Genomic DNA, 12040 nt, shown 5'->3' with positions numbered 1-12040 from the left:
GGTGTGCCGATGTGGAGCTATGAGGCGCCTTTGCGCGATATGCAGTTTGTGCTTGAGCACTGGTTGCAGGCACCCGACACGTGGCGCCGCAGCCCGGCGTTCGAGGCCCTGGACCTGCCGCTCGCGCTCCAGGTGCTGGAAGAGGCGGCGCGCTTCAGTCAGGGCGTGCTGGCGCCGTTGAACAGCCAGGGTGACCGCCAGGGCTGCCGGTGGCAGGCGGGCCAGGTCAGCACCCCGGACGGCTTCGTCGAGGCCTATCGCGCCTATGTCGAGGGTGGCTGGCCCGCGCTGGCGTGCGCCGAGGCGGCGGGCGGGCAGGGCTTGCCGCAACTGCTCGAGGCGGCGCTGCAAGAGATGCTCTACGCCAGCAATCACGCCTGGGCCATGTACACCGGCATCGCCCACGGCGCGTACCTGTGCCTCAAGGCCCACGCCGCCCCCTGGCTGCAGGCGCGCTATTTGCCCGAGATTGTCAGCGGCCAGACCTTGCCCACCATGTGCCTGACCGAACCCCAGGCCGGCAGCGACGTCGGCTTGCTGCGCTGTCGCGCCGAGCCCCAGGCGGATGGCAGCTATCGCCTGAGCGGCAGCAAAATATTTATCTCCGGTGGCGAGCACGACCTCACGGCCAACATCCTGCACCTGGTGCTCGCGCGCGTGCCCGATGCGCCGCCGGGCAGCCGTGGCATTTCACTGTTCCTGGTGCCCAAGCAGCTGGACGATGGCCAGCCCAATGGCGTGCGGTGTGACGGCATTGAACACAAGATGGGCATCAAGGGCAGCGCGACGTGCTCGCTGGTATTCGACGGTGCCCAAGGCTGGCTGATCGGCGCGACCAATCGCGGTCTGGCGGCGATGTTTGTGATGATGAATTCGGCGCGCCTGCATGTCGGCCTGCAAGGCTTGGGGCATGTCGAGGCGGCTTGGCAGAACGCCCGCCAGTACGCCGCCGAACGCTTGCAGATGCGTGCGCCGTCAAGGCCGGAAGAGGTGGTCGCCCAGGCGGCTGACCCGATCCGTTACCACCCGGCCATGCGCCGCGTGTTGCTGGAGCTGCGCACCACCAGCGAGGGCATGCGCGCCATCGGCTATTGGGCGGCGCACCTGCTGGATCAGGCCGAGCATGACCAGGACTCGTCGGCCGCGCAGTTGGCGCCGTTGCTGACGCCCATCATCAAGGCGTTTTTCACCGAACAGGGTTTTCGGCAGGCCAGCCATGCGCTGCAGGTGTTCGGCGGTTACGGCTACGTCACCGAGTTCGCCATCGAGCAAACCCTGCGTGACAGCCGTATCGCGATGATCTACGAGGGCAGTAATGAGATCCAGGCCAATGACCTGTTGCTGCGCAAAGTGCTGGGGGATGAGGGCCGCGCCTTCGGCCTGCTGCTGGACGCGTTTCGCGCCGAGGCCGGGCAGGGCGGACAGTCTGTCGAATGCGCAGGCTTTTGCGGTGCGTTGGGTAGCCTGTGCGACGCGTTGGCCCGTGTGGTGAGCGCCATACGTGAACGCGCGCACGAGGACAGTGAATACCCCTATCGGGCGGCGCCGGATTTCCTCCAGCTCTGTGGCGTCGCGTTGCTGGCCTTTGCCTGGGCGCGGGCCGCGCGGGTCTCCAGGGCACTGCCCGACGATGATCCCTTGCGTGCCGCCAAGCTGCAAAGCGCCGGGTTCTTTTTCGATTACCTGCCGTCGCGGCTGGCGCAGCACCTGGGCGCCATAGACGGGGCACGGGCAGCGCTGGCGTTCATCTGACGCGGCCAGGTGCTTGCGGTACTGACTAGACGCTTGCGGTACTATGGCAGCCCACGTGTTCTGGAAGTTGCCTGGATGAGTAAACCCGGTCAATTGGTGCTGGTTGCACTGCGCAAGATGATCGCCAGCGGGGAGCTGGCGGCGGGCGAGCGCTTGATGGAGATTCCTACGGCGCAGCTGTTCGGCGTGTCGCGCATGCCCGTGCGCATGGCCTTTCGTACCCTCGAGCAGGAAGGGCTGCTGGTGCCATTCGGCGGGCGCGGCTATCAGGTGCGCTCGGTCAGCCCCAGCGACATTGCCGGCGCGGTCGAAGTGCGTGGTGTGCTCGAGGGCTTGGCGGCGCGTCAAACTGCCGAGCGGGGGTTGTCCGACGAGGCGCGCAGGGTGCTTGAACGCTGCCTGGTGGAGGGCGATCAACTGTTCGAAAAAGGTTACGTGACCGAGGATGACCTTGAGGTTTATCACGACCTGAACATGCGCTTTCATCAAGTCATCGTCGAAGGCAGCCACAACCCGGCGATCGCCGATGCGCTGGCGCGCAATGATCATTTGCCGTTCGCCTCGGTGACCGCGTTGGCGGTGGATCGCGACGACATGGCCCGTGAATACCGACGCTTCAACTATGCCCACATGCAGCATCACTCGGTCTTCGATGCCCTGGTCAATCGCCAGGGCGCTCGGGCCGAAGCCATCATGCGCGAACACGCCAATGCCACCTTGCGTTATGCCGAGATCTTCAGTTCGTCCACCGCCGATGCGCGCATGAAGGTCATCTTGCCCAGCACATGACGGGGCTCAGATATCGAGCACCAACAGCGGGGTTTTCGAGCGCGAGCAGCAGGGGGTGAACTGGTCATTGAGGGCCTGCTCCTGCTCGGTCATGAACAGGTCGCGGTGCTCCGGTATGCCCTCCAGCACACGGGTCAGGCAGGTGCCGCAAATCCCCTGTTCGCAGGACACGGCAATCTCGATGCCATGGCTTTCCAGAACCTGGACCACGGTCTTGTCGGCGGGGATTTCAAAGACCTGGCCACTGCTGCCCAGCTTCACCGAAAAGCCGCCGTCGAGGCTGCTGTCCATTGGTGTCGCGCTAAAGTATTCGCGGTGCAGACAGTCTTCCTGCCAGCCCTGTTCGCGTGCGCTGTCGAGCACATGCTGCATGAACCCGCCAGGGCCGCAGACATACAGGTGCACGTCGTCTGCGGGCGCCGCCAGCACCTCGGCAGCATTCAAGGCCGTGTGCGGCTGCTCATCGAAATGCAGGAACACCCGTTCAGCAAACGATGAATCCTTGAGCCGCTGCACAAATGCCGCGCGTTCTGCGGCGCGGGCGCAGTAATGCAGTTCGAAGTCGGCACCCGCGTGGGCCAGGCGTTCGGCCATGCACAGGATCGGGGTGATGCCGATGCCGCCGGCAAACAGCAGGCTGCGGCGCGCCTCGTGGGCCAGGGGGAATAGGTTGCGTGGTTCGCTGATCTGCAGGTGGGTGCCCTCGTGTACCTGCTCATGCAGGCTGCGCGAGCCGCCCCGGGAGGCAGGGTCGTTGAGCACGCCGATCAGGTAGCGATGACGTTCTTCGGGGTGATTGCACAGGGAATATTGCCGGATCACCCCATCGGGCAGGTGCACGTCAATGTGCGCACCAGCACTGAAGGTCGGCAGCGGCTGGCCATCGACACTGGCCAGTTCATAGCTGCAAATGTCCTGGGCTTCGGTGTTACGGGATACCACCACCACATCGATCATGTTCAGTCCTCGCAGAGTTATCGTGTTGTTCAGGCGGTGGTGGTCGTGATCAGTTGCGGTTCGAGGGCGCGTTCCTTGGCAATCAGTCGCTCCAGGATCTTGCGCGACTGCACACCGCCCGCATCGATATTCAGCTTGAGCAGGGTGCGTTCCGGGTGAGCCAGCAGGTTCTGTTGCTGGCGCTCAAGCATCTCCAGGTCTTCGCTGAAAATCTTGCCCTGGCCTTCGCGAATGCTGGCGGTCAGTGCCTCATCCTGCGGGTTGAAGTTGCGCGCCATGCCCCAGAAGTACCAGATGGAGGTATCGGTTTGCGGGGTGATGAAGTCGACTACGATGCTCGCAGCCTTGTGTTCGGGAGCGGCGTTGTAGCCACCCTTGCCGGCATGGGCCACGCCGACTTCGATCAGCACATGGCTGGGCGGGGTGAAGCGGCAGATCTGCCAGCGGTCCACCGGCACGTCATCGGCAAGGTTGTTGCCGCGTAAAGCCATGCGCCAGAACGGCGGAGCCATGATGTTTTCCATGTGCCGTGCGGTGACGACTTCATCGCCTTGCACCGTGGTGACGGGCGGCGCTTCGTCGATTTCCTTCTGGCCGATGCTGGAGGCATGCACGTAGGTTTCGTGGGTCAGGTCCATCAGGTTGTCGATCATCAGGCGGTAATCGCACTGGATATCAAACAGCCCGCCGCCATAGGCCCACTCATCGCTCACGGCCCATTCCAAGTGGTGGATCAGTGCCGGGTCGGCCTGGCTCTGATCGCCGGGCCACACCCAGATGAAGCCGTAACGCTCAACCACGGCAAAGGTCTTGTTGCAGGGAAAACCACGCACCCGCTGACCGGGCATTTCCACCGTCTTGCCGTCGCCGCCCATGACCAGGCCGTGATAGCCGCAGACCAGGTTGCCGTTGTCGACATAGCCCAGCGAGAGCGGCGCGCCACGATGGGGGCAGAAGTCCTCCACGGCCACGACGGCGCCTTCCTGGCCACGATAAAACACCATTTTTTCGCCGCAGATCTGTCGACCCAGGGGCTTTTGCGCGATTTCATCGGGGGTGCAGGCGACATACCACGTGTTCTTGGGGTACATGACGACTCTCCAGGCAATGGATTGTTTTTATTTAATGGATCCATTAAATGGCGTGAAGGTTAATGGGTCAATCTGTTTACGGTTATTAATAGGGCGATTATCGGCCATTTTAAAAATAATGGATCCACAGTGTTGGGGCGATCTTCCGAGCACTGAATGACTTGACTCTGTCCCATGGGACACCTCGTACCCTTTTTTCAAGCGCCCACGCTGGCGCGCTGACAAAAGGAGCTGCTGTGAAAGGTTTATGTTTGGTGACGGGGGCCAACGGCCACCTGGGTAATAATTTAGTGCGCGCGCTGATCAGCCAGGGCTATCGGGTTCGAGCCGGCGTTCGTGACCTCAGTAATCACACGCCCTTTGCCGGGCTGGACTGCGAATTGGTGTATGCCGAGTTGCAGGACAGTGCGGCCCTGGACAAGGCATTGGAGGGCGTAGAGGTGCTGTTTCAATCGGCCGCCGTGTTCAGGCACTGGGCGCGCAACCCGCAGGCCGAGATTGTCGAGCCGAATATCCAGGGCGCGCGACGTGTGCTGGAAGCTGCTTCACGTGCAGGTGTACGGCGTGTGGTCTACGTCAGTTCGGTGGCCGCCGTCGGTCATGATGGTACGGCGCTGGATGAGGCACACTGGAATACGGAAAGCGAAAACGCCTACTACACATCGAAGATTCTCTCCGAGCAGGCGGCCTGGCACTGTGCGGAGGCGTTGGGGTTGAGCATGGTGTCGGTATTGCCTTCGGCCATGGTCGGCCCCAATGCCGGCTACCTCACGGATACCATGGGGTTTCTTCAATCCGTTCGGCAGCGGCAGATGCCTTTTGACCCGGGATTTCGTTTCAACTTCGTGGATGTTCGCGATGTGGCCGACGGGATGATACTCGCCGCCGAAAAGGGCCGGCCAGGGCAGCGCTATATCCTCGCCAATGAGCGTTCGTCGCCGCTCAGCGATTTGATCGAGGCTGCCAACACCCAAGCGCCTGGGTATCGCCCGCCTGTCTCAGCCCCACGCTGGTTACTGCTGGGCGTGGCCTGGCTCCAGGAGCGCCGGGCGCAATGGGGTGGCAAGCCCGCTCAGTTGCTTTTGAGCCAGGTGCGCCTGTTTCACAACGTGGCGCAGGAATACACCATCACCAAGGCGAAAAACGAATTGGGTTTCAACCCTCGGCCGCCTGAAGTGGCGTTGAAGCAAGCGTTTGCTTATCTGCACAGACAGGCGCATCAACCTTATCAAGACCCGCGTCAGGACGAGGCGCAAACATTGAGTTCATCTCGCGTTTGAGTCCAATCAAGTGAAGATCAAGCGCCTGCAGTTCGGTGATTTTGTCCTGGACCTGCCGGCGCTTGTCGTCGACGGCCTGGTTGGCCAATGCCAGCGGAAAGGATTTCAACGTGTTTTTTGCGGCAATCAGCGGGTTCATCTCGGCCAGCTTGAACCCGGCCACTTGCGCCTTGCGTATGAGGTGGACGATTTCCAGGTGGTGAGCGTTGTAGAGGCGATACCGCCCTTCACGTTCCGGCGCGTTGATCAGGCCTAGTTGCTCGTACAGTCGAATGGCTTTCGGGGTGCAGCCGGTCAGCTTGGCGAGTCGTCCAATGAACATCTGTCAATTCCTTATGTGAGACAGCAATCACTTTAGCGGTGTTTTATCGGCAGAGCTGCACCCGCTGCCCCTTGCCAGTCGAAAAATATCGAGGTGGGCTCAGTAGCGAATCATCACCGACTTCAGCTCGGTGTAATCCTCAATGAATGCACTGCCGAACTCCCGGCCGATGCCCGAGGATTTGTTGCCGCCAAACGGCACCGCCGGGTCCAGCATCGTGTGCATGTTCACCCACACCGTGCCGGACTCGATGGCGGGCACCATGCGCAGGGCCTTGCCCAGGTCGTTGGTCCAGAGGCTGGCGCTCAAGCCGTAGGGCGTGTTGTTCATCAATGCCAGCAGTTCGTCTTCAGTGTCGTAGGGGAAGAAGGTTGCAATGGGGCCGAATGTTTCTTCGTTGAGCAAGGTGTCGTTGACGCTGTTGGCGAGGATGATCGTCGGCTCGACGTAGCAACCCGGACGGTCGATCAGGTGGCCACCGTGAATGATGGTGTTGTTTTCGGCGCGGGCCTTGGCGAAAAACTCGCCGAGTTTGAGTTGATGCTGGCGGTGAGTGACCGGGCCGAATTCGGTGCGCTCATCCAGGGGCGAGCCAATGTTCAGCGCGCTCAAGCGCTGCGCCAGTTTGGCCATGACCGCGTCGATCTGCGAGCGATGCACGAAGAACCGTTCGGCCGCCGCGCAGATTTGCCCGGAGTGCAGAAAGCCCGCTTCGATGATGCCGCTGACAGCCTTATCCAGCGCCACATCGCGCAGGAACCCGGCCGAGTTTTTCCCGCCCAGCTCAAGGGTGGCCCGCGTCAGACCGGCGCCCATGGCACTCTGGCCCACCGCAACCCCGGTCGGCACGGAGCCGGTAAACGACACTTTGTCGGTGCCAGGGTGTTCGATCAGGCCTTTGCCTACCGAGCCGCCCCCGGTCAAGACGTTCAGCGCCCCGGCGGGAAGACCGGCTTCAATCGCCAGCTCGGCAATGCGCAGGATGGTCAGCGGTGTAAATTCGCTGGGTTTGATGATGATGCTGCAACCGGTCACCAGCGCCGAGGCGAGTTTCCAGATGGCAATCATGGTCGAGAAATTCCACGGCACGATGCCGACCACCACACCGACGGGCTCGCGCAGGGTGAAAGCAGTATAGCGCTCACCGGCGAAGGAGGGCAGTGACGGGGTGATGGTCTGGCCGCTGATCTTGGTGGCCCAGCCGGCGTAGTAACGCAGGAAGTGCGCGGCCTGGTCGACTTCGAAGGCTCGGGCAATCTGGATGATCTTGCCCGATTGGCAGGTTTCGATCTGCGCCAGTTCTTCGCGATGCTGCTCCAGCAGGTCGGCGAGTTTGAACAGCACGGCGCCACGCGTTGCCGGAGCTGCTTGTGACCACCGTTTGAAGCCGCGCCGCGCCGAGGCCACGGCCGCATCGATATCGACCGGGTCGGCGTCGGCGACTTGGGCGATGACCTGGCCGGTCGCGGGGTTGATCACCTCTACTGTCTGGCTGGAATGACTCTGGACGTAGCCGCCGTCGATGAACAGCGCATGGTGTCGACTGAGGAAGGCTTCAACGTGGGGCAGCAGTGGAATATCGCTCATGGGGGTTTCCTGGTGGCAGACATTGCAAAGCTCGAGCGTAATCCCAGTGACCGCACCGGGCTTGACTGTGGCTGCCGAGCGACATGTCTGTGGCTGCCAGTGCCTGCGGTCGGCTGATCACGTTAAGGCTATGAAAAGTGCAATCTTGACTCTGGAAGGTGCATGTTCCGCCAGCCAGGCTCGCACCATACTGGCCCTGCATCCGGCGCCACTTCTCGATTTCACCAGTGGCCTGGACATCCAATAATAAGCAGGGCCATCCATGAAAAAGCCAAACCCGCTCCTCGAAGACCTCACGTCCATCTTGCCGACCATTGCGGCCAACGCGTTCATGGCCGAGCAGGACCGCAAGGTGCCTGCCGAAAATATCGCACTGCTCAAAAGCATCGGGCTGCACCGCGCCTTTCAACCCAAAGCGTTCGGCGGCATGGAGTTGTCATTGCCACAGTTTGCCGACTGCATCGCCTTGCTCGCCGGGGCCTGCGCCAGCACCGCCTGGGCCATGAGCCTGCTGTGTACCCACAGCCATCAATTGGCGCTGTTCTCGGCCCAGTTGCAGCAGGAGGTCTGGGGCACCGACCCGAACGCCACGGCCAGTAGCAGCATTGCGCCGTTCGGGCGCACCGAGGAAGTCGACGGCGGGGTGTTGTTCAGCGGCGAAATGGGCTGGAGCAGCGGCTGTGATCACGCTGAGTGGGCGATCGTGGGGTTTCGCCGCAACAATGCACAGGGCACTCAGGATTACTGCTTCGCGGTGCTGCCGCGCAGCGATTATCAGATACGCGATGACTGGTTTGCGGCAGGCATGAAAGGCAGCGGCACCAAGACGTTGATCATCGACAAGGCCCGGGTGCCCGAACACCGCATCCAGAAGGCCAAGGACATGATGGAAGGCAAGTCCGCCGGCTTTGGTTTGTACCCCGACAGCAAGATTTTCTACTCGCCCTACCGGCCTTATTTTGCCAGTGGTTTTTCCACGGTCAGCCTGGGTGTTGCCGAGCGGATGCTCGAGGTGTTCCGCGAAAAAACCAAGACCCGCGTGCGTGCCTACACCGGTGCCGCCGTCGGTGCCGCCACCCCGGCGTTGATGCGCCTGGCCGAGTCGACTCACCAGGTCGCCGCCGCGCGTGCCTTTCTCGAAAAAACCTGGAACGAACACGCCGAACACAGTGAGCAGCAGCGTTATCCCAGCCGCGAAACCCTGGCGTTCTGGCGCACCAACCAGGCTTACGCCACCAAGATGTGCATCCAGGCGGTGGACCGCCTGTTCGAAGCCGCCGGCGGCAATGCCTGGTTCGAACACAACGAAATGCAACGCCTATTCCGCGATTCGCACATGACTGGCGCTCATGCCTACACCGACTACGACGTGTGCGCGCAGATCCTCGGCCGCGAGCTGATGGGCCTGGAACCCGACCCGAGCATGATCTGAACCGGCGTTTTGATAACAACCATCAGGGCTGCGCCTGACGCAGTCCGGGAGCCTTGCATGTCTGAATCGACCTTTGACCCACGCGCCTTTCGCCGGGCCCTGGGCAACTTTGCCACGGGCGTGACCGTGGTGACTGCCGCAGATGCCTCTGGCCGCAAGGTGGGCGTCACCGCCAACAGTTTCAACTCGGTGTCCCTGGACCCACCGCTGGTGTTGTGGAGTATCGACAAACGTTCGAGCAGCCACGGCGTGTTCGAGCAGGCCAGCCATTTTGCGGTCAACGTGCTGGCCGCTGACCAGATCGACCTCTCGAACAATTTTGCCCGGCCCAAGGACGACCGGTTCGCCGCGATCGAGTACCAGTCGGGGCAGGGCGGGGCGCCGGTGTTCGCCGATTGCTCGGCGCGGTTTCACTGCGAGAAATACCAGCAGGTGGACGGCGGCGACCATTGGATCATGATCGGCAAGGTCGTGGCCTTCGATGATTTCGGCCGTGCGCCGCTGCTTTATCATCAGGGCGCTTATTCGATGGTCCTGCCCCATACCCGCATGACCCAGCGCGACGAAGGGCAACCGCCCAGCAGTCATTTTCAGGGGCGCTTGAGTCACAACCTGTATTACCTGATGACCCAGGCGGTACGCGCCTACCAGTCCAGCTATCAGCCCCGGCAATTGTCCACCGGCCTGCGCACCAACGAGGCGCGGATGCTGATGGTGCTGGAGAACGACGCACGGCTGAGTGCCAGTGAATTGTTGCGGGAAGTGGCGATGCCGGTGCGGGAAATCGAGGACGCCGTGGCCAACCTCAAGCGCAAAGGGCTGGTGGCCGACGACGACGGCGTCTATTTGACGTCGGTCGGTATCGAACAGACCGAAGACCTCTGGGCCATCGCCCGTGAGCAACAGGAGAAAGTATTCGCCGAGTTCAGCCAGGACCAGATCGAAACCTTCAAAACGGTATTGAAGCGACTGATCAGCCAATGCTGACCACCTGGAAGAGGAACCCCGAACCTGTGGCGAGGGAGCTTGCTCCCGCTGGGCCGCGAAGCGGCCCCAAACCATGGGACTGCTACGCAGTCCAACGGGAGCAAGCTCCCTCGCCACCGATGACTTTTTGTACCTGTTCTGCTGACCTTGAACGCCGCTATTGAAGCGGCCAGGGTCGGCGAGGTCGGGCGCGGGTTTTCGGTGGTAGCGCCGAGTTCAGCCAGGACCAGATCGAAACCTTCAAGACGGTATTGAAGCAACTGATCAGCCACTGCTGACCACCTGGAAGACGAACCCTGAACCTGTGGCGAGGGAGCTTGCTCCCGCTGGGCCGCGAAGCGGCCCCAAACCATGGGACTGCTACGCAGCCCAGCTGGAGCAAGCTCCCTCGCCACAACGGAGCTGCACCGCGCAGCTCCTGAGGGCCTTCAGAAAGGCACGGCCACGGTCAGTTGGCTATAGAGGTTGGTGCCATTGCCGCCCACCTGGTTACCCCCGGTGTCGGCATCCTTCTTGGGTTGATAAATGCCCACCAGCGGGCTGATGATCAGGTGGCTGTTGACTGCCCACTCGGCGTACAGGTCCAGCTCACGGGCATCCAGGTTCAATGCATCGTTTTTGTGCAAGGTAGTGAAGTCGAAGTACAACGCGCCGACCGTCAGGTTCTCCAGCGGTGTCGCCTTGAGACCGACGTGATGCACACCGGTGTTGCTGTTGAACGGGCCGGCATAATTGGAGGCCACTTCGCCCTGGAACCAAGTGCCGTAACCGGTGCTGAGTCCGGTGAACAGCGGGTCCCATTTTTGTGAGTAGCGTGTGTAGCGGTAGGTCAACTTCGGCGCCCAGACGACATCGGCGAAGGTGTAGCCGGCTTCGGCGTACCAGGCTTTTTGCGGTCCTGCATCCTTGTCTTGCCAGGCGTATTCGAAAGCGAAGCTGGCGTTGTCGATGCCCGCGCTGCCTTCGCCGCGCAGGCTGTAAGTGTTCAGGCCCTCGCGCTGTTTCTGGAAATCGCTGGCCCACTGGTCGGTGACGCTTATGCCATGAACCCAGGTCAACCCCAGCGTACCGGCGGCACCCGTGTAGTCGAGGGTGCCCGCCGCCAGCTCGGTTTCAGCCTGGGCACGGTTATCCGACTTGAGCCACAGCACCGAGCCGTGCAACCCCTCTTGCCCACCCAGGCGCAACACGGCGGTGCGGTCGAACGCGTGACGTGCCGCGAGGTAGTAGGCGCCACCGCGATTCAACGCACCGTCCGCCGGGCCGTTGCCCAGGTTGGGGCCGTCGTCGTTGATCAGGAACCCTCGTCCGATCTTGACCACCTGGCGGCCGAGGGAAAAGTCCACACCGTCCTTGCCCAGCGCCGGAAACAGGTCAGCCGAGCGCCACCCCAGGTAGGCGTCTTCGATTTTGGTCGTGCGCTCGCTGCCATCGGTGTTGCCCGCCGCGTCGCCGTCGCCCCAGGTGCCGGAGCTGACCCAATTGAGCGCGCCGTACGCGGTGCCGTTACCGGCCAGGCCCTGATCGCCGCTCAACCCATACTTGATGAACCCTTCGCGCCAGGTCGAACCGCCCGGCGTGCCATCGTAGTTGTGACGGCTGTTGAACATCCCGTATACGGCCAGGAAGTCCGCGTTCAGGTGCGTGTCATCGTCGGCATACAGCGCATAGGCCTGGGCCGAAGAGTGGCCGACCAACAGTGCGATACCTAGGCCGACGGCCTTGGACAACCTGCGTGTTCTTTGTGTGTGCTCCATTGTTACGTTCCCCAGCGTGGTTGGACAGCCAATAGGTCGAGGACGCATTAAGATGATCCGCAGCGGGGTAAGTCTTTCACCTGCGT

At 62.1% G+C, this 12040-nt stretch carries 9 protein-coding genes and 2 pseudogenes; 6 read left to right on the top strand and 5 right to left on the bottom strand.

Going from position 1 to position 12040, the window contains the following annotated elements; genetic code table 11:
• Positions 1–9 precede the first annotated feature (9 nt).
• Positions 10–1752 (top strand): acyl-CoA dehydrogenase, encoded by a 1743-nt coding sequence (locus K7431_RS02495; RefSeq protein WP_043205397.1) that lies wholly within the window; start codon positions 10–12, stop codon positions 1750–1752.
• Positions 1753–1827: 75 nt separating this feature from the next.
• Positions 1828–2541, top strand: a complete 714-nt coding sequence (locus K7431_RS02490) for a GntR family transcriptional regulator (RefSeq protein WP_012724457.1) — start codon at positions 1828–1830, stop codon at positions 2539–2541.
• A 6-nt stretch (positions 2542–2547) separates the two neighbouring features.
• Here K7431_RS02490 and K7431_RS02485 read toward each other — a convergent pair whose 3' ends face one another.
• Entirely contained in the window at positions 2548–3498 is a 951-nt protein-coding gene (locus K7431_RS02485; RefSeq protein WP_012724456.1) for a PDR/VanB family oxidoreductase, read from the bottom strand.
• Positions 3499–3527: 29 nt separating this feature from the next.
• Positions 3528–4589 (bottom strand): aromatic ring-hydroxylating oxygenase subunit alpha, encoded by a 1062-nt coding sequence (locus K7431_RS02480; RefSeq protein WP_012724455.1) that lies wholly within the window; start codon positions 4587–4589, stop codon positions 3528–3530.
• A 236-nt stretch (positions 4590–4825) separates the two neighbouring features.
• Between K7431_RS02480 and K7431_RS02475 the strand changes: the two genes are divergently transcribed.
• Positions 4826–5869 carry an NAD-dependent epimerase/dehydratase family protein gene (locus tag K7431_RS02475; RefSeq protein ID WP_012724454.1) on the top strand — a complete coding sequence of 348 codons (1044 nt, stop codon included), beginning with the start codon at positions 4826–4828 and terminating at the stop codon, positions 5867–5869.
• Between the two features lie 13 nt (positions 5870–5882).
• Here the strand turns inward: K7431_RS02475 and K7431_RS02470 are convergent.
• A pseudogene (locus K7431_RS02470) lies at positions 5883–6191 on the bottom strand (MerR family transcriptional regulator); the annotation flags it as partial.
• A 99-nt stretch (positions 6192–6290) separates the two neighbouring features.
• A complete protein-coding gene (locus tag K7431_RS02465) occupies positions 6291–7778 on the bottom strand; it encodes an aldehyde dehydrogenase family protein (protein ID WP_012724453.1) in 1488 nt (495 codons plus the stop codon).
• Positions 7779–8040: 262 nt separating this feature from the next.
• On the opposite strand from K7431_RS02465, the gene K7431_RS02460 reads away from it, so the two are divergent.
• The 3 genes and pseudogenes from K7431_RS02460 to K7431_RS02450 all read left to right on the top strand — a co-directional run.
• On the top strand, positions 8041–9210 hold the full coding sequence (locus K7431_RS02460; RefSeq protein ID WP_012724452.1) for a p-hydroxyphenylacetate 3-hydroxylase oxygenase component: 1170 nt from the start codon (positions 8041–8043) through the stop codon (positions 9208–9210).
• A gap of 57 nt (positions 9211–9267) precedes the next feature.
• Positions 9268–10197: a p-hydroxyphenylacetate 3-hydroxylase reductase component gene (locus K7431_RS02455; protein ID WP_012724451.1), complete on the top strand. Its 930-nt coding sequence runs from the start codon at positions 9268–9270 to the stop codon at positions 10195–10197.
• Positions 10198–10335: 138 nt separating this feature from the next.
• Positions 10336–10407, top strand: a pseudogene (locus K7431_RS02450) (methyl-accepting chemotaxis protein); the annotation flags it as partial.
• 218 nt (positions 10408–10625) lie between these two features.
• Here the strand turns inward: K7431_RS02450 and K7431_RS02445 are convergent.
• Positions 10626–11954 carry a hypothetical protein gene (locus K7431_RS02445; protein ID WP_012724450.1) on the bottom strand — a complete coding sequence of 443 codons (1329 nt, stop codon included), beginning with the start codon at positions 11952–11954 and terminating at the stop codon, positions 10626–10628.
• Between the last annotated feature and the right edge of the window lie 86 nt (positions 11955–12040).

Origin of the sequence: Pseudomonas fluorescens group sp. (assembly GCF_020093335.1) — a bacterium.
Taxonomy (GTDB): domain Bacteria; phylum Pseudomonadota; class Gammaproteobacteria; order Pseudomonadales; family Pseudomonadaceae; genus Aquipseudomonas; species Aquipseudomonas petroselini.
This window is presented reverse-complemented; position numbering and strand designations above follow the sequence as displayed.

Bases quoted from the DNA above. Each gene is read 5' to 3' on its own strand.
- K7431_RS02495 (WP_043205397.1), top strand. From the start codon at position 10: ATGTGGAGCTATGAGGCGCCTTTGCGCGATATGCAGTTTGTGCTTGAG.
- K7431_RS02490 (WP_012724457.1), top strand. From the start codon at position 1,828: ATGAGTAAACCCGGTCAATTGGTGCTGGTTGCACTGCGCAAGATGATC.
- K7431_RS02485 (WP_012724456.1), bottom strand. From the start codon at position 3,498: ATGATCGATGTGGTGGTGGTATCCCGTAACACCGAAGCCCAGGACATT.
- K7431_RS02480 (WP_012724455.1), bottom strand. From the start codon at position 4,589: ATGTACCCCAAGAACACGTGGTATGTCGCCTGCACCCCCGATGAAATC.
- K7431_RS02465 (WP_012724453.1), bottom strand. From the start codon at position 7,778: ATGAGCGATATTCCACTGCTGCCCCACGTTGAAGCCTTCCTCAGTCGA.
- K7431_RS02460 (WP_012724452.1), top strand. From the start codon at position 8,041: ATGAAAAAGCCAAACCCGCTCCTCGAAGACCTCACGTCCATCTTGCCG.
- K7431_RS02455 (WP_012724451.1), top strand. From the start codon at position 9,268: ATGTCTGAATCGACCTTTGACCCACGCGCCTTTCGCCGGGCCCTGGGC.
- K7431_RS02445 (WP_012724450.1), bottom strand. From the start codon at position 11,954: ATGGAGCACACACAAAGAACACGCAGGTTGTCCAAGGCCGTCGGCCTA.